The organism is Burkholderia sp. Ac-20344 (genome assembly GCF_017104975.1).
Lineage (GTDB): Bacteria > Pseudomonadota > Gammaproteobacteria > Burkholderiales > Burkholderiaceae > Burkholderia.
Genome location: NZ_JAAGPP010000108.1, coordinates 1 through 15,294, shown reverse-complemented (window position 1 = coordinate 15,294; position 15,294 = coordinate 1). Strand labels below are relative to the sequence as shown.

14 protein-coding genes and 1 tRNA gene are annotated in these 15,294 nt (G+C 66.6%); 4 read left to right on the top strand and 11 right to left on the bottom strand.

Features of this window, described 5'->3' with window-relative positions:
• Positions 1 to 89: 89 nt before the first annotated feature.
• Positions 90 to 269 (top strand): hypothetical protein, encoded by a 180-nt coding sequence (locus tag G3N64_RS27715; protein ID WP_205786789.1) that lies wholly within the window; start codon positions 90 to 92, stop codon positions 267 to 269.
• Positions 270 to 288: 19 nt separating this feature from the next.
• On the opposite strand, the gene waaC is transcribed toward G3N64_RS27715, so the two are convergent.
• Positions 289 to 1,287 carry a lipopolysaccharide heptosyltransferase I gene (gene waaC / locus G3N64_RS27710; RefSeq protein WP_205786788.1) on the bottom strand — a complete coding sequence of 333 codons (999 nt, stop codon included), beginning with the start codon at positions 1,285 to 1,287 and terminating at the stop codon, positions 289 to 291.
• Positions 1,288 to 1,462: 175 nt separating this feature from the next.
• On the opposite strand from waaC, the gene G3N64_RS27705 reads away from it, so the two are divergent.
• A complete protein-coding gene (locus G3N64_RS27705; protein WP_205786786.1) occupies positions 1,463 to 3,031 on the top strand; it encodes a chloride channel protein in 1,569 nt (522 codons plus the stop codon).
• Positions 3,032 to 3,147: 116 nt separating this feature from the next.
• Here G3N64_RS27705 and G3N64_RS27700 read toward each other — a convergent pair whose 3' ends face one another.
• The 5 genes from G3N64_RS27700 to G3N64_RS27680 form a co-directional block, all read right to left on the bottom strand.
• Positions 3,148 to 3,549, bottom strand: coding sequence for a YXWGXW repeat-containing protein (locus G3N64_RS27700; protein WP_205786784.1), 402 nt, complete (start codon positions 3,547 to 3,549; stop codon positions 3,148 to 3,150).
• Between the two features lie 160 nt (positions 3,550 to 3,709).
• Complete coding sequence (gene minE, locus G3N64_RS27695) at positions 3,710 to 3,964, bottom strand: cell division topological specificity factor MinE (protein ID WP_006486661.1); 255 nt, start codon at positions 3,962 to 3,964, stop codon at positions 3,710 to 3,712.
• A gap of 12 nt (positions 3,965 to 3,976) precedes the next feature.
• The gene (gene minD, locus G3N64_RS27690; protein WP_174918271.1) at positions 3,977 to 4,792 is read right to left on the bottom strand and encodes a septum site-determining protein MinD; all 816 of its coding nucleotides are present in this window, start codon (positions 4,790 to 4,792) and stop codon (positions 3,977 to 3,979) included.
• Between the two features lie 59 nt (positions 4,793 to 4,851).
• Complete coding sequence (minC, locus tag G3N64_RS27685) at positions 4,852 to 5,622, bottom strand: septum site-determining protein MinC (RefSeq protein WP_205786782.1); 771 nt, start codon at positions 5,620 to 5,622, stop codon at positions 4,852 to 4,854.
• Between the two features lie 169 nt (positions 5,623 to 5,791).
• Complete coding sequence (locus G3N64_RS27680) at positions 5,792 to 6,433, bottom strand: GNAT family N-acetyltransferase (protein WP_241021245.1); 642 nt, start codon at positions 6,431 to 6,433, stop codon at positions 5,792 to 5,794.
• Between the two features lie 539 nt (positions 6,434 to 6,972).
• On the opposite strand from G3N64_RS27680, the gene G3N64_RS27675 reads away from it, so the two are divergent.
• A complete protein-coding gene (locus G3N64_RS27675; protein ID WP_205786780.1) occupies positions 6,973 to 8,133 on the top strand; it encodes an alkane 1-monooxygenase in 1,161 nt (386 codons plus the stop codon).
• A 337-nt stretch (positions 8,134 to 8,470) separates the two neighbouring features.
• On the opposite strand, the gene G3N64_RS27670 is transcribed toward G3N64_RS27675, so the two are convergent.
• Together G3N64_RS27670 and serS are read right to left on the bottom strand one after the other, a co-directional pair.
• Positions 8,471 to 8,561: transfer RNA gene (locus G3N64_RS27670), tRNA-Ser, on the bottom strand.
• Positions 8,562 to 8,696: 135 nt separating this feature from the next.
• Complete coding sequence (serS, locus tag G3N64_RS27665) at positions 8,697 to 9,998, bottom strand: serine--tRNA ligase (protein WP_205786778.1); 1,302 nt, start codon at positions 9,996 to 9,998, stop codon at positions 8,697 to 8,699.
• Between the two features lie 263 nt (positions 9,999 to 10,261).
• On the opposite strand from serS, the gene G3N64_RS27660 reads away from it, so the two are divergent.
• Positions 10,262 to 10,528, top strand: a complete 267-nt coding sequence (locus tag G3N64_RS27660; RefSeq protein WP_205786776.1) for a DUF2164 domain-containing protein — start codon at positions 10,262 to 10,264, stop codon at positions 10,526 to 10,528.
• A 45-nt stretch (positions 10,529 to 10,573) separates the two neighbouring features.
• Here the strand turns inward: G3N64_RS27660 and G3N64_RS27655 are convergent, their stop codons facing one another.
• The 3 genes from G3N64_RS27655 to G3N64_RS27645 all read right to left on the bottom strand — a co-directional run bounded on the left by G3N64_RS27655 (position 10,574) and on the right by G3N64_RS27645 (position 15,107).
• Complete coding sequence (locus G3N64_RS27655; RefSeq protein WP_205786774.1) at positions 10,574 to 11,884, bottom strand: replication-associated recombination protein A; 1,311 nt, start codon at positions 11,882 to 11,884, stop codon at positions 10,574 to 10,576.
• A 177-nt stretch (positions 11,885 to 12,061) separates the two neighbouring features.
• Positions 12,062 to 12,751: an outer membrane lipoprotein chaperone LolA gene (gene lolA / locus G3N64_RS27650; protein WP_027788119.1), complete on the bottom strand. Its 690-nt coding sequence runs from the start codon at positions 12,749 to 12,751 to the stop codon at positions 12,062 to 12,064.
• A gap of 46 nt (positions 12,752 to 12,797) precedes the next feature.
• The gene (locus G3N64_RS27645; protein WP_205786772.1) at positions 12,798 to 15,107 is read right to left on the bottom strand and encodes a DNA translocase FtsK; all 2,310 of its coding nucleotides are present in this window, start codon (positions 15,105 to 15,107) and stop codon (positions 12,798 to 12,800) included.
• Between the last annotated feature and the right edge of the window lie 187 nt (positions 15,108 to 15,294).

Here is a 15,294-nt window from a genome sequence, read left to right as displayed (position 1 = left end):
CGGGTTGTGCGGTGGCCGGCGCTGCCTATACTCGATCCCGGGTGCGCCGCTGCGCACGCCCGGGATTCCGCCCCGAAGGAGCCGCCGCCATGAATATCCGCCTCGGCAATGCCGATCTCGTCGTGATCCTCGCGCTTGCGCTGGGCGGCGCGCTACTGCTCGCGCTGCGCTTCCGGCCGAAGACGTGGCGCGGCCTCGTGTTCGAGGCGCTACTGGCGAATCTGGCGGCCATCGCCGCCGTCGTCACGGTCGAGGCGCTGCTCGCCTGAACCGGCCCGCGCCGCTTCGTCAGGCGGTCAGCGGCGCGCGCAGCGCGCCGTAGGCCGGACCGACCGCATCGATTGCGTCGAGCGCCTCCTCGACCGACGGCATCGTGCCCGGTTCGCCGATCGACAGTGCATTCGGCGCGCCGCCGATACCGCAATGGTGCCGCGACGTCGCGACGAAAATCATCACGGTCGGCCGCCGCAGCGCGTGCGCCATGTGCACGAACCCCGTATCGACCCCCACCACGAGTGCAGCCCGGCCGAGCGCCGCGCCAAGCTCGCGCACCGTCATCGCGGGTAGCACGACTGCCCCCGGCGCACGCGCGGCGATGTCCTTCGCATCGCCATGCTCGGCAGCCGATCCCCACGGCAACAGCACGCGCACGCCGCGCGCCATCATCTGCGTGGCGAGCGCGGCCCAGTGATCGGCCGGCCATTTCTTGTCGGGGTTGGACGTCGCATGGAACAGCAGCATGAACGGAGCGCCGTCGGTCACGGCCGCCGGCAGGTTCACGTCCTGCGGCGGGACGATACCGTACGTGGCGATGCCCTCGGGCGCGTAGCCGAGCGCCTCGCCCGCGCTCACGCGCATCCCGTGCCAGGCGTCGCAGTCCGGTCGCGGACCGAAGCGATGCGAATACGCGAAGCGTGCGCCCGTTTCGCCGAGATCCTGCGTCTGGTAGCCGACGCGGCGCGCGGCGCGCGCGAGCACCGAAATGATCGCGCTCTTGTAGACGCCGTGCAGGTCGATCACCGCATCGTAGCGGTGCGCCCGTAGCGCGCCGATCGATGCCGAAATCGCTTTCAGGTCGCCGCGATTGCGCAGCTTCTTGAAGCGGCGCAGCGGCGCGCAAAGGACATTGCTGACGCCCGGATGCCAGCGCACGACCTCCGCGCACGATTCGTCCACCGCCCAGTCGACCGTTACGCCGGGAAAAGCGCGATGCAGATCCGCGACGACGGGCAGTGTCTGGACGACGTCGCCGAGCGACGTCACTTTCACGATGAGGATACGTTTCACGATGTGTGGGGATAGGCCGGCCAATAGGGCATGCTAACGATGGTTACTCGGCGCGGACATTACGCCAACATTACTTTTGCAACAAAATGCATCTCGCGGATGAACTAACCATTGTCGCACCCCGCTCGCATGCGGATCTTTTTATAATTCGGTCTTTGCCTGCCGGCCCGCGTCGATGCCACGACCCGCTCTTCCCGCCCTGTTTCCCGCGCTCACCCGTCGCTCGTTGAGAATCTGGCGCCAGTACGGCGTTTTCTGGCTCGGCGCGATCGTCGTCGGCCTCGCGGCCGTGCTCTACGCGCGACTGATCGACTGGGGCTACGAGACCTTCCGCACGATGCGCGATCACGCCGCGTGGCTGCCGCTGCTGCTGACGCCCGCCATCGCCGCGGGGTCGGTATGGATCACGCGCCGCTTCTTCCGAGGTGCCGAGGGCAGCGGCATCCCGCAGGTGATCGCGACGCTGCATGCGCGCCCGAGCGCGTTCGGCTCCCGGCTGCTGACGCTGCGCATCCTGTTCGGCAAGGTGCTGGTCTCGTTCCTCGGCATCCTGGGCGGCTTCACGATCGGCCGCGAAGGACCGACCGTGCAGATCGGCGCGGCGCTGATGTTCAACCTGCGACGCTTCTACCCGCGCTCGAACGCGCAGATCGAACGTCAACTGGTGCTCGCCGGCGCGGCGGCCGGGCTGTCGGCCGCATTCAATACGCCGCTCGCCGGGATCGTGTTCGCGATCGAGGAGCTGACACGCAGCTTCTCCGCGCGCGCCAGCGGCGTGCTGATCACCGCGATCATCCTTGCCGGCGTCGTCGCGCTCGGCCTGAACGGCAACTACACGTATTTCGGCACGATCGATGCGGGCCCCCATTTCCCGAAACTGCTGGCGCTCGCCGTGCTGGTCACCGCGATCGTCACGGGGATCGCGGGCGGCCTGTTCTGCTGGTTGCTGCTCAACACGGGGCGCTGGCTGCCCGCGCAGCTGCTGGGCCTGTATCGCGAGCGGCCGATCGCGTTCGCCGCGCTGTGCGGCCTCACGATCGCCGTCGTCGGCCTGGTATCGGGCGGCACGACCTTCGGCAGCGGCTATGCCGAGGCGCGCGGCCTGCTTGACGGCAGCCAGCATCTGTCGGTGTTCTATCCGTTCCTGAAGATGGTGTCGATGGTCGCGTCGTACCTGCCGGGCATCCCGGGCGGCATCTTCGCACCGTCGCTGTCGATCGGCGCCGGGTTCGGCAACCTGCTGCACATCGTGTTCAGCAACATGAGCCTGCCGATGCTGATCGCGCTCGCGATGGTCGGCTATATGGCAGCAGTCACGCAGTCGCCGATCACGTCCTTCGTGATCGTGATGGAGATGATCAACGGTCACGCGCTCGTGATTTCGCTGATGGCCACTGCGTTGGTGTCGAGCCGCGTATCGCGCTTTTTTGCGCCGCCGCTTTACGAAACGCTCGCCCAGCGCTATCTCGCGCCGCCCGTCGCGGCTGCCGAACCGGCTGCCGCAACCGCGGCGAGCGCGACGATGGCAACCAATGTCACCGAGCCGCAGGATGCGGCCGCCGCGCCCGCCGATCCGCTCGACACGCTGCGCGACGAAGGCGGTAAAAGCGGCAAAGGCGGCGAAGTGCCCCCCGCCGCCGCGCCGGTCGAAGGCGCAGCGCATGCGCCGGCGCCGCACGACGACGAGCCGGCTGCGGCCGGTGCGAACGGTCCGGCGCAGCCCGGCCCGCGCGATACTCAGTAGATCACGACGGGTGCCGGCCGGTAGTACACGGGCCGTGCCGGCACGACGATGCACCCGGCCAGCGTGATCGCGACGAGCGCGATGGCAATTGCGGTTCTTTTCATCGCCCGCCTCCATCATGCCCAGTGGCCACGGGTCCAGAACCAGTTCGGACCGCGCTGGTCCCAATGGCCCGGCACCCAGTGCATGCCGACGCGCTCGGCTTCCCAGTGGCCGCCGATCCACACGTAGCGGCCATGATCCCAGTGCCAGTGCCCACGGTCCCACACGTAGCCCACACGCGAGGCCGGCACGACCTCGTAGCGCACCGGCGGCGGCGCATTCGGCGCGACGACGACGATTTCCTCGGTGCGCACGGCGACCGGCTCGGCGACGACCACGCGGCCCTGCGGCGCGATCACGGGCGTGCCGACGAGAATCTCGTCCGCATGCGCGGCAAACGGTGCGACGACGGCTGACAGGCCCGCGGCAAACAGGGCGAGCGAAACGATACGACGTTGAACGGTAGAGACAGCCATCACAACCTCCTGGTTGAACAAGTTACGCGAGCGTATTCGTTCAATGCGGAAGGCGCGATAACGGCCGACAGACGCCGTGTTACGACGTGCCCGAAAGTGCAACAGGGCGTAAGACGCGCACGGCGGCAGGTGCCGCCGTGCGGAGGGATACCTGCAACGGTCAGGCTTGCGGGATCTCGATCTTCACTTCGAGGACTTCGAGATCGTCCTGGCGCTCGAGGCTCACGCGGATGTCATCGTTCGAAATATGGACGTACTTCGAGATGACCGCGACCAGCTCCTTCTGCAGCGCCGGCAGGTAATCGGCCGGCGGGCGGCCGCCGACGCGCTCGTGCGCGATGATGAGCTGCAGGCGCTCCTTCGCGACCGATGCGGACTTCTTCTTCTCGCCGAGGAGAAACGAAAGGATGGACATGGGCGGCCTCCGTTACTTGCTGCCGAAGAGGCGCTGCAGCAGGCCCGGCTTCTGGTAATCGGTGAAGCGCAGCGGCTTGTCTTCGCCGAGGAAGCGGGCGACGACGTCCTTGTACGCTTCCGCAACGTCGGTGCCGTCGATATGCACGGCCGGCAGACCCTGGTTCGATGCATGCAGCACGGCTTCCGACTCGGGCACCACGCCGATCAGCTTGATGCGCAGGATCTCGCTGATGTCCTCGAGCGACAGCATCTCGCCTTCGCTGACGCGCTTCGGGCTGTAGCGCGTGATCAGCAGGTGCTCCTTGATCGGATCCTTGCCTTCGGTCGCACGCTTCGTCTTCGACGACAGAATGCCGAGAATGCGGTCGGAGTCGCGCACCGACGACACTTCCGGGTTCGTGACGATCAGCGCTTCGTCCGCGAAGTACATCGCGTGCAGCGCGCCCGCCTCGATACCGGCCGGCGAATCGCAGACGATGTACGCGAAGTCCATCGCGACGAGGTCGTTCAGCACCTTTTCGACGCCTTCGCGCGTGAGCGCATCCTTGTCGCGCGTCTGCGACGCCGGCAGGATGAACAGGTTCTCGCACTTCTTGTCCTTGATCAGCGCCTGATTCAGGTTCGCTTCACCCTGGATCACGTTCACGAGGTCGTACACCACGCGGCGTTCGCAGCCCATGATGAGATCGAGGTTGCGCAGGCCGACGTCGAAGTCGATCACGGCCGTCTTGTGGCCGCGCAGCGCGAGACCGGACGCAAAGCTCGCGCTCGTCGTCGTCTTGCCCACGCCGCCCTTGCCCGAGGTCACCACGATGATTTTTGCCATTTACCCAATACCCTGTGTTCGTCAATGAGAGCCGATCGACCCGGAGCGCACCACGTGTATTACGTCAGGCGCAGCGGTTCGATCATCAGTTTTTCCTCTTCGAGCCGGATCTGCACCGCTTTGCCCAGTACGTCGGCGGGCAGCGGGTTCTCGGTTGTTCGATAGATACCCGCGATCGAAATCAGTTCCGGCTCGAGACACGTGCAGAAAATGCGCGCGTCGTGATTGCCGTGCACGCCCGCGAGTGCGCGGCCGCGCAACGGCGCGTAGATGTGGATATTGCCTTCCGCAATGATTTCCGCGCCGTGACTGACCGGCGCGAGCACCACGAGGTCCCCTTTCGCGTAAATCTGCTGCCCCGAACGCAACGGCCGGTCGATCACGAGCGTCTGGCCGCCTGCCTGCAACAACGTCGGTGCGGGCTCCGGCGCCGGTTCGGCTGCCGGAGCGGCGGCTTCGGCAACGGGCGCAGGCACCGGTTCCGCTTCGTCGGCGTGCTTCCCGGCCGGCGCGCGGCGATCGCGCGCCTCGAGCAACGGCAGGCCGGCTTCCCCCGCCCAGCCCTGCGTTGCCAGCGCGACGACGCCCACCGGGCGCATCCGCACGTCGTTCAGCATCTGGCGGATGTCCGCCAGCACGACGCGTTCGCCTTCAGCCAGGCGGCGGACGTCGATCGCGACGACATCGTCGGCGAAAAACTCGGGAGTCGCTTCGAAGCGCTTGACCAGTTCGGTACGCAACGCATCGAGATCGGTCGTCTTCACGGTGAACAGCAACGTATCGACCGATCCGCTGCGCAGCTCGAAGAATGGCGATTTTTTAAGCGACATGGACACTCTGCAAAAATTTTTTGCGTATTTTACAGGCGTCCACGCGCGCGGCCATTATTTTTGGGGAACCGGGTGGCGGCGGCCCGGGCGGGCGCGCAGCCGGCAGGCGGGCAGGCAAGCGGGCGACCGGACCTTCATCGCGGCGTGCGACCCGCGTTCTGACGTCGCGTCAGTGCTTCACCTGCGATACGTACAGCGATTTCATCGCGCCGGGCATCCGCGCGATCGGCGCGTGTTCGCCGGTGTTGCCGAAGCCCGCACGCTCGTAGAAGCGGATTGCGTTGCGGTTCGCATCGGCAATCCATGCGTAGACGTCCTGGGCGCCGCGCTCGGCGAGCCATGCAGTGGCCGTCTCCAGCAGCAGCACGCCGCCGCGCAGGTGACGCACCGCGTGCGCGACCCACAGCTCGCTGACGAACGCGCGCCGATCGGGCGTATTGTCGAAATACGCGCCGATCATGCCGGCCGGATGGCCTTCGGTATACAGCAGGAAAGTCGTCGATTCGTCGGACACGGCGCGTTGCGCGGCGATCGCCGACGCTGCGTCCGTTTCGACGTTCAGCAATTCGGCCTCCGGCGCTTCGCCGGGCGCGTAGGGCTCGCGCAGCGATGCGGCGCGGAGTTCGCGATACACGCCGCCCTGGTCGGCAACGATACGACGAACGGTCAAGGTCGAACTCATGCAGGCACAGCCCCCTTCGGACAGCAAGCTATTAGCTTCAACCGAAAGCGGGGCATGAGTCAAATCGTAATTTTCAAATGGCGGCGCGAATCGAAAGGCGGCACCCACCACCAGCAGCCATGCGGCCAGCCGATGTGCACGTGCAGCATCGCCAGGCCGATGCATGCCGCCGGACGACAGCCGCGACGGCTTCGTTCGATACATGGCGCCAGTCGCCTTGCGACATGAGGCAGTCGCCCGTCGGGCCCTGCACATTTCATCGCGAAAGCCGTAATGATCCGTAATATTGGTAACTCGAAAGCAGGTGTCACGGGTAGCCGCCGCCCTCCGCATATTGCGACGCAACATTTGTTGCGAACCTGTGGCGCCGATGCCCGCGCGCGTCACGACCCGCCATCCGTCTGACAAACCCGCCGCCCGTACGGGCCGATTCGGCCTTCCCCGCATGTTTCAATCAGCGTGCGCGGGCCCTTCCCTGCCTGCGCCGCACACGCCCCGCCGTTTGGAGCCGCGCGCCTAGCGCCAGGGTTTGGCAAGTGTGCGCATGGGTCGTATAACTGGCAGAACCGGGTGACGATCCGGCGCAACCGCGCGTGCGTCGCGGACCAACGAGAATTCGAATAACCGTACAGGCGGCCGCCTTCGGGCCGGCCGGCAGGAGGGAGACAATGGCAATGACCGACGGATCGGCTTCGGGCTGGTCGGATGGCAAGCGTTACCTGTGGCTGCTCGGCGCGCTGACGATCACGCTGCCGATCCTCGCCGCCCAGCTCGCGCTGTCGACGGGCCTGCACGTGTTCTGGTGGTTCGGCCCGCTGTTCGCGTTCGGCGTGATCCCGATCCTCGACACGCTGATCGGCGACGATCGCGACAACCCGCCCGAGGCCGTCGTGCCGCACCTCGAACGGGAGCGCTACTACCGGTTGATCGTCTATCTCGCGACCCTCGTCGAATACGTCGCGTTCTTCGTGTGCGTATGGATCGTCGGCACGCACGCGCTCGCCTGGTACGACTACGTCGGCTTCGCGCTGTCGCTCGGCGCCGCGACGGGCATCTCGATCAATACCGCGCACGAGCTCGGGCACAAGACCAACCGCTTCGAGCGCTGGCTCGCGAAGATCACGCTCGCGCCAGTCGCTTACGGCCACTTCTACGTCGAGCACAACCGCGGCCATCACGTGCGCGTCGCGACGGCCGAGGATCCGGCGAGCGCGCGCTACGGCGAATCGTTCTGGGCGTTCCTGCCGCGCACCGTGACCGGGAGCATCCGCTCGGCGTGGCGGCTCGAGAAGGCGCGCCTCGAACGGCTCGGGCATTCGCCGTGGACCTGGCGCAACGAGGTGCTGCACGCATGGGCGATGACCGTCGTCGTATGGGGCATCGCGATCGCGATGGCCGGCAAGGTCGTGATCCCGTTCCTCGTGATCCAGGCCGTCTACGGCGCGTCGCTGCTCGAAGTCGTGAACTACGTCGAACACTACGGGCTCGGCCGCCGCAAGCTGCCGAGCGGCCGCTACGAACGCTGCACGCCGCAGCATTCGTGGAACAGCAATCACGTCGTCACCAACCTGTTCCTGTACCAGTTGCAGCGGCACGCCGACCATCACGCGAACCCGACGCGCTCGTACCAGGCGCTGCGCCACTTCGACGATTCGCCGCAACTGCCGGCCGGCTACGCGACGATGATCCTGTTCGCCTACGTGCCGCCGCTCTGGTATCGCGTGATGAATCCGCGCGTCGTCGCGCACTACGGCGGTGACATGGCGCAATCGAACATCAAGCCGTCGATCCGCGCCCGGGTGCTCGCGCAATTTCCGGCCGCGGCGTGATCGCGGGGGACGAGCCGGGGGAGGCTTTCGTCGGCGCGGCGCCGCAACGCCATGCGCGCCGCAGATGTCCACGATTGCGATGACGGCAGTCAGCAACGCAGCCCGTCAGGACTTTCTGACACTCGGTCCGTCATGGGATCGCGGTGTTTGCCATTCAGCGCGGCTGTATCGAGGATGCGGCACGATCGTGCACGCGATGGGCCGCCATCGTATCAGCACGATCCGAATTGCCGATGATCGAGCGGTTGCCGCTGCAACGGCTTGCGACACGACACACACGCCGCGAACCCAAAACGAAAAACCCCTTGATCCTTCCGGATCAAGGGGCTTCGTATTTTGGCGGAGAGGGTGGGATTCGAACCCACGGTACGGGGAAACCGTACGCCTGATTTCGAGTCAGGTACATTCGACCACTCTGCCACCTCTCCTTCCTTGCTGCTTTACTGCATTTCGCGGTTGGTCGTTTCCGCGAAAGAAAAGATTATAGAACGATCTCTTCTAAACTCACAAGCCCTTTTTGCAAATTTTTTGCGAGGACTTCGGGGGCTTGCCGGTGCGCGACCTTACGACGCCTGTGCCGGCGCGTCGATGCGCTCGACGCCGCCCATGTACGGACGCAGCACTTCCGGCACCGTGACCGAGCCGTCCGCGTTCTGGTAGTTCTCCAGCACCGCGACGAGCGTGCGGCCGACCGCGAGACCCGAACCGTTCAGCGTATGCACGAGCTCGGGCTTGCCCTGCGCGTTGCGGAAACGCGCCTGCATCCGGCGCGCCTGGAACGCTTCGGTGTTCGAACAGCTCGAGATCTCGCGATAGGTGTTCTGCGCAGGCAGCCACACCTCGAGGTCGAACGTCTTCGCGGCCGAAAAGCCCATGTCGCCCGTGCACAGCGTGATCACGCGGTACGGCAGGCCGAGCTTCTGCAGGATCGCTTCCGCATGGCCGACCATCTCGTCGAGCGCCGCGTACGACGCTTCCGGCGCGACGACCTGCACCATCTCGACCTTGTCGAACTGGTGCTGGCGGATCATCCCGCGCGTGTCGCGGCCGTACGAACCGGCTTCCGAGCGGAAGCACGGGGAATGCGCGGTCAGCTTGATCGGCAGCGCGGACGCGTCGACGATCGACTCGCGCACGGTGTTCGTCAGCGAGATTTCCGACGTGGAGATCAGGTATTGCGTGACCTTGTTCTCCTCGCCGCCCTTCTCGACGCGGAACATGTCGTCCGCGAACTTCGGCAGTTGGCCCGTGCCGTACAGGATCTCCGGGTTCACGATGTACGGCGTATACGTCTCGGTGTAGCCGTGCTGCTGCGTGTGCGTGTCGATCATGAACTGCGCGAGCGCGCGGTGCAGGCGCGCGATCGCGCCGCGCAGCATCGTGAAGCGCGCGCCGGCGAGCTTCGCGCCGGTCTCGAAATCGAGGCCGAGCGGCGTGCCGACGTCGACGTGATCCTTCACCTCGAAATCGAACTGGCGCGGCGTGCCCCAGCGGCGCACCTCGACGTTGTCGGCTTCGTCCTTGCCGACCGGCACGCTTTCATGCGCGACGTTCGGCATGCCCAGCATCAGGTCGGACAGGCGCGCCTGGATCTCGCCGAGCTTGGCTTCTCCCGCCTTCATTTCGTCGCCGATCCCGCCGACCTCCGCCATCACGGCCGACGTGTCCTCGCCCTTCCCCTTCATCGCGCCGATCTGCTTCGACAGGCTGTTGCGGCGCGCCTGGAGCTCTTCGGTGCGGGTCTGGATCGCGCGGCGTTCCGCTTCGAGGGCGGAGAACGCGGCGATGTCGAGGGTGTAGCCGCGATCGGCGAGGCGCTGGGCGACGCCGTCGAGGTCTTTGCGCAGCAACTGGATGTCGAGCATGGGAGGACTTGGAGAATCGTTGTGTAAGACGGGAATTCTAACGCACCGCGGGGCCGCCACGGCACTGGCCGGACGGACAATGCTGCAAACGGGCGATGACCGTGGTGCGACGGCCATGGCAGTATCGCTTTGCCGGTCCGCCCGCCGGCACCCGCGAAATCACGCGGCATCGAAGCGCCGCGGCTCGCGAAACGCCCGTGCGTGCCCGCAGCAGCGCATCGACCGAGGCACCCGCCACACGTCACATCGACTCAAGGAACCCGATGGCCATCGAACTGGACAAGGACGTACGCGACCGCGCGATCGCGTCGCTGCAACGCTATTTCACAGAAAACATGGACGAGCCGATCGGCAATATCCAGGCCGGCGCGCTGCTGCACTTCTTCGTCGAGGAGATCGCGCCCGCGATCTACAACCTCGCGATCGCCGATGCGCAGCAGAGCCTGCACGCCCGCGTCGCCGAACTCGACATCGAGTGCCATCAGGAGCCGTTCGACTATTGGAACAAGCAGCCGGGCCGCAAGCGCTGACGCGTTCGCGGCGGCGCTTGCCGGACCGCGCCGTGCGCGTTGCCGTCAGTCCTTCTTGCCGGCCTCGCGGTCGAGTTCGCGCAGCCACGCGAGCTTGTCGGCGATCTTCGATTCGAGGCCGCGCGGCACCGGCTTGTACCAGCGCGGTTCGCGGATTCCGTCCGGCAGGTACGTCTCGCCGGCCGCATACGCATTCGGCTCGTCGTGCGCGTAACGATACGCGTGACCGTAGCCGAGCTCCTTCATCAGCTTGGTCGGCGCGTTGCGCAGATGCACGGGCACCTCGCGCGACTTGTCCTGCTTCACGAACGCCATCGCCTGGTTGAACGCGTTGTAGCCCGCGTTGCTCTTCGCCGCGCACGCGAGATAGATCACCGCCTGCCCGAGCGCGAGCTCGCCTTCCGGCGAGCCGAGCCGCTCGTAGGTTTCGGCCGCGTCGTTCGCCATCTGCAGCGCGCGCGGATCGGCGAGGCCGATATCTTCCCACGCCATCCGCACGATCCGCCGCGCGAGGTACTTCGGATCCGCGCCGCCGTCGATCATCCGGCAGAACCAGTACAGCGCGCCGTCCGGGCTCGAGCCGCGCACCGACTTGTGCAGCGCCGAGATCTGGTCGTAGAAGTTGTCGCCGCCCTTGTCGAAGCGGCGCGCGTTCAGCGTCATCGCGCTGCTGACGAATTCGGCATCGATCGTCGCGACACCGGCCGACGTGGCCGCGGTCTGCGCCTGCTCGAGCAGGTTCAGGAAGCGCCGCGCGTCGCCGTCCGCGTAGCCGACCAGCGTATCGATCGCCTTGTCGTCGAACGAAAGGCCGTCGAGCGCGATTTCCTGCGCACGCTTCAGCAGTTGGCGCATCTCGTCGTCGTCCAGCGACTTCAGCACGTACACCTGCGCCCGCGACAGCAAGGCCGAATTGACCTCGAAGCTCGGGTTCTCGGTCGTCGCGCCGATGAAGGTCACGAGCCCCGACTCGACGAACGGCAGCAACGCGTCCTGCTGCCCCTTGTTGAAGCGGTGGATCTCGTCGACGAACAGGATCGTGTGGCGGCCGGTGCGGTTCAGCGTGTCCTTCGCCTGCTCCATCGACTCGCGGATGTCCTTCACGCCGCCGAGCACAGCGGACAGCGCAATGAACTCGCAGTCGAACGCGAGTGCAGTGAGCCGCGCGAGCGTCGTCTTGCCGACGCCGGGCGGCCCCCACAGGATCATCGAATGCGGCTTGCCCGATTCGAACGCGAGCCGCAGCGGCTTGCCTTCGCCCAGCAAATGCGTCTGGCCGATCACCTCGGCGAGCGTCTTCGGCCGCAGCGCCTCGGCGAGCGGGCGGCGCGGCTCGACTTGAAACAGATCGGACATGAACCCTCGCTCCACATCAAACGGTCGCGGCCGAACCGGCCGCCGGACCCGACATTATGACAGCCGAGCGAATGCACCGCCGTACCCGGTGCCCGCGCCCGGTGCCCGCGTCCAAAAACAATACGGGCCTGCCGTCGCCGGCAGGCCCGTAGGGGAAACAGCAGCGCGCGGCGCCGGTCAGCCGGTAATCACGTCGGCGCCCTTCGGCACGACGAACTTGAACGTATCGCCCTTCAGCGGCGGATTCGTCTGGATGTTCGTAAACGTCAGCAGCGTGACGTTGCCGAACACGTCGTGCAGCTCCATCGCGGCGAGCGTGCCGTTGCGGAAGCCGATACCGATCCGCTGGAACTGCGTGTCCTGCGCCTTCGGCAGCATCTCGAGCCACTCGATCCCGCCCTTCTCGCCGGCATCGCGCAGCGTGTAGTTCTTGTCGAGATCGTTGCTGCCGAACAGGATCGCGGCCGGGCTCGCGCCCAGCGCGCCGTTCAGCTTGCGCTCGGTGACCTGGTTCAGGTCGCGGTCGTACACGTAGAGCTTCTCGCCGTCGGCCTGCAGCACCTGCTGGTACGGCTTCTGGTACGTCCAGATGAACTTGCCCGGGCGCGCGAACACGAACGTGCCGCTCGAATTGTCGGTGGGCTTCGGCACGGCCTGCGCGGCGCTCGCGCCCTTCGCCGGTGCCTTGACGATCTGCTGCGTGAAGTCGCCCTTCGCCGAACGCACCTGCGACACGAACGCCTTCAGTTGCTCGGTGCCGCCCGCGAACGCGTGCGTCGCCGCGAGCATCAGCGATGCGCCGGCGAGCGCCGCGCCGAGCCAGCGCCGCGTCGAACGAAGGGACATTGCGAACGAATGTTGCTGCATATTGCGGTTTTCTCCCTGGGTGGCCGGCGCGGCGAACGCCGCGGACTCATTCCGCGTCGCGCGCCGGCACAAGAATTTCGCGGTTGCCGCTCGACGACATCGCCGATACGAGCCCCGACTGCTCCATCTGCTCGAGCAGCCGCGCCGCGCGGTTGTAGCCGATCCGCAGGTGGCGCTGCACGAGCGAGATCGACGCGCGGCGGTTCTTGATGACGATCTCGACCGCCTGGTCGTACAGCGGATCAGACTCGTCGCCGCCTTCGCCGGTTCCCGCGCCGGCCGAGCCCTCGTCGCCGTCGGCGGTGCCGCCTTCGAGCAGGCCCTCGACGTAGTTCGGCTCGCCCTGCTCCTTGAGCTTCTCGACGACGCGGTGCACTTCGTCGTCGGCGACGAACGCGCCGTGCACGCGCACGGGCAGCCCGGTGCCCGGCGCCAGGTACAGCATGTCGCCCATCCCGAGCAGCGATTCGGCGCCCATCTGGTCGAGAATCGTGCGCGAGTCGATCTTCGACGACACCTGGAACGCGATCCGGGTCGGCACGTTCGCCTTGATGAGGCCCGTGATCACGTCGACCGACGGACGCTGCGTCGCCAGGATCAGGTGGATGCCGGCCGCGCGCGCCTTCTGCGCGATCCGTGCGATCAGTTCCTCGACCTTCTTGCCGACGACCATCATCAGGTCGGCCAGCTCGTCGATCACGACGACGATGTTCGGCAGGCGGCCGAGCGGCTCCGGATCTTCCGGCGTCAGGCTGAACGGATTCGGCAGCTTCTCCTCGCGCTTCGCGGCCTCGTCGATCTTGTTGTTGTAGCCCGCGAGGTTGCGCACGCCGAGCTTGCTCATCAGCTTGTAGCGGCGCTCCATCTCCGCGACCGTCCAGTTCAGCGCGTGGCCGGCCTGGCGCATGTCGGTGACGACCGGGCACAGCAGGTGCGGAATGCCTTCGTAGACGCTCATTTCGAGCATCTTCGGATCGATCAGGATCAGGCGCACCTGCTCGGCGGTCGCTTTATACAGCAGCGACAGGATCATTGCGTTGATCCCGACCGACTTGCCCGAACCGGTCGTGCCGGCAACGAGCAGGTGCGGCATCTTCGCGAGATCCGCGCACACCGGCTTGCCGCCGATGTCCTTGCCGAGGCTCAGCGTCAGCGACGACGAGGCGGCCGCGTACACCTCGGAACCGATGATCTCGGACAGGTGGACCGTCTGGCGGCGCTGGTTCGGCAACTCGAGCGCCATGTAGTTCTTGCCGGGAATCGTCTCGACGACGCGGATCGACACGAGCGACAGCGAGCGCGCGAGATCCTTCGCGAGGTTGACGATCTGGCTACCCTTCACGCCGGTGGCCGGCTCGATCTCGTAGCGCGTGACGACCGGGCCCGGATACGCGGCGACGACGCTCGCCTCGACGCCGAAGTCCTTCAGCTTCTTCTCGATCAGGCGCGACGTGAATTCGAGCGTATCGGCGGAAATCGCCTCCTGCGCCTTCGGTGCGGGATCGAGCAGCGATACCGGCGGCAGCGTCGAATCGCCCGGCAGGTCGGTGAAGAGCGGCACCTGGCGCTCGCGCTCGACGCGCTCGGATTTCGCCGGCGTGACGACCGGCGGCACGATCGTCACGGGCTCGTGATCCTCGATGCGCACGCGCTCCTCTTCGACCTTGCCTTCGCGGCGCACGGCCGCGGCCTCGCCGAGCTTGCGGTCGCGCTCGGCCTCGCGGCGCAGCTTCGCGACGTTGACGGCGGACAGGATCGCGCCGCCGACGCGCTCGGCGACCGACAGCCACGAGAAGCGGAAATACAGCGACAGGCCGATCGCCAGCGCGATCAGCAGCAGCAGCGTGCCGCCGGTGAAGCCGAACGCGTGCGACATCGCGCCCGCGACGGCCTCGCCGACGACGCCGCCTGGCGCACGCGGCAGCTGCACCTTCAGCGACCACATGCGCAGCGCCTCGATGCCGTCGCACGCCAGCACGACGAGCACGAATGCGAGGATTTCGGTGAGCCAGCCGATCGGCCGCTCGGGCTCGTCCGAAACCGCCTCGTGGCGCGTGATGCGGCGATAGTTGACGGCAATGCGGCGCGCGAGCGGCACGATCAGCCAGTAGGCCGACAGGCCGAACAGCAGCAGGATGATGTCGGCCGTCCAGGCACCGACGCGGCCGGCCCAGTTCGAGATGTGGTCCACCTGGGCGGCGTGCGTCCAGCTCGGATCGCGCCGGCTGTAGCTCAGCAGGGCCATCACCAGAAATGCGCCGAGCGCGACCTGGAGAATCCAGCGGATCTCCGTGAGGAGCTTCGACATCCGGTGCGGCAACGCCTGTGCCTGGGCGGAATAAGGAGCTTTTGCCATGAATCCGTATAAAGAGGACGGGCCGTGCGCCCGCCTGTCGTTCGATCCCGCTTATTGTAAACGCTGCACCGGGCCGCCAAGTGTAAATGACGGTTACATAACGGGGCCGGGGTACGGCCGGCCCGGCGGACGCGCTCCGCAGCGGCCCTTTCGCGCCGGTCCGGCCGGGCGCCGCGGCTGCGCCGCC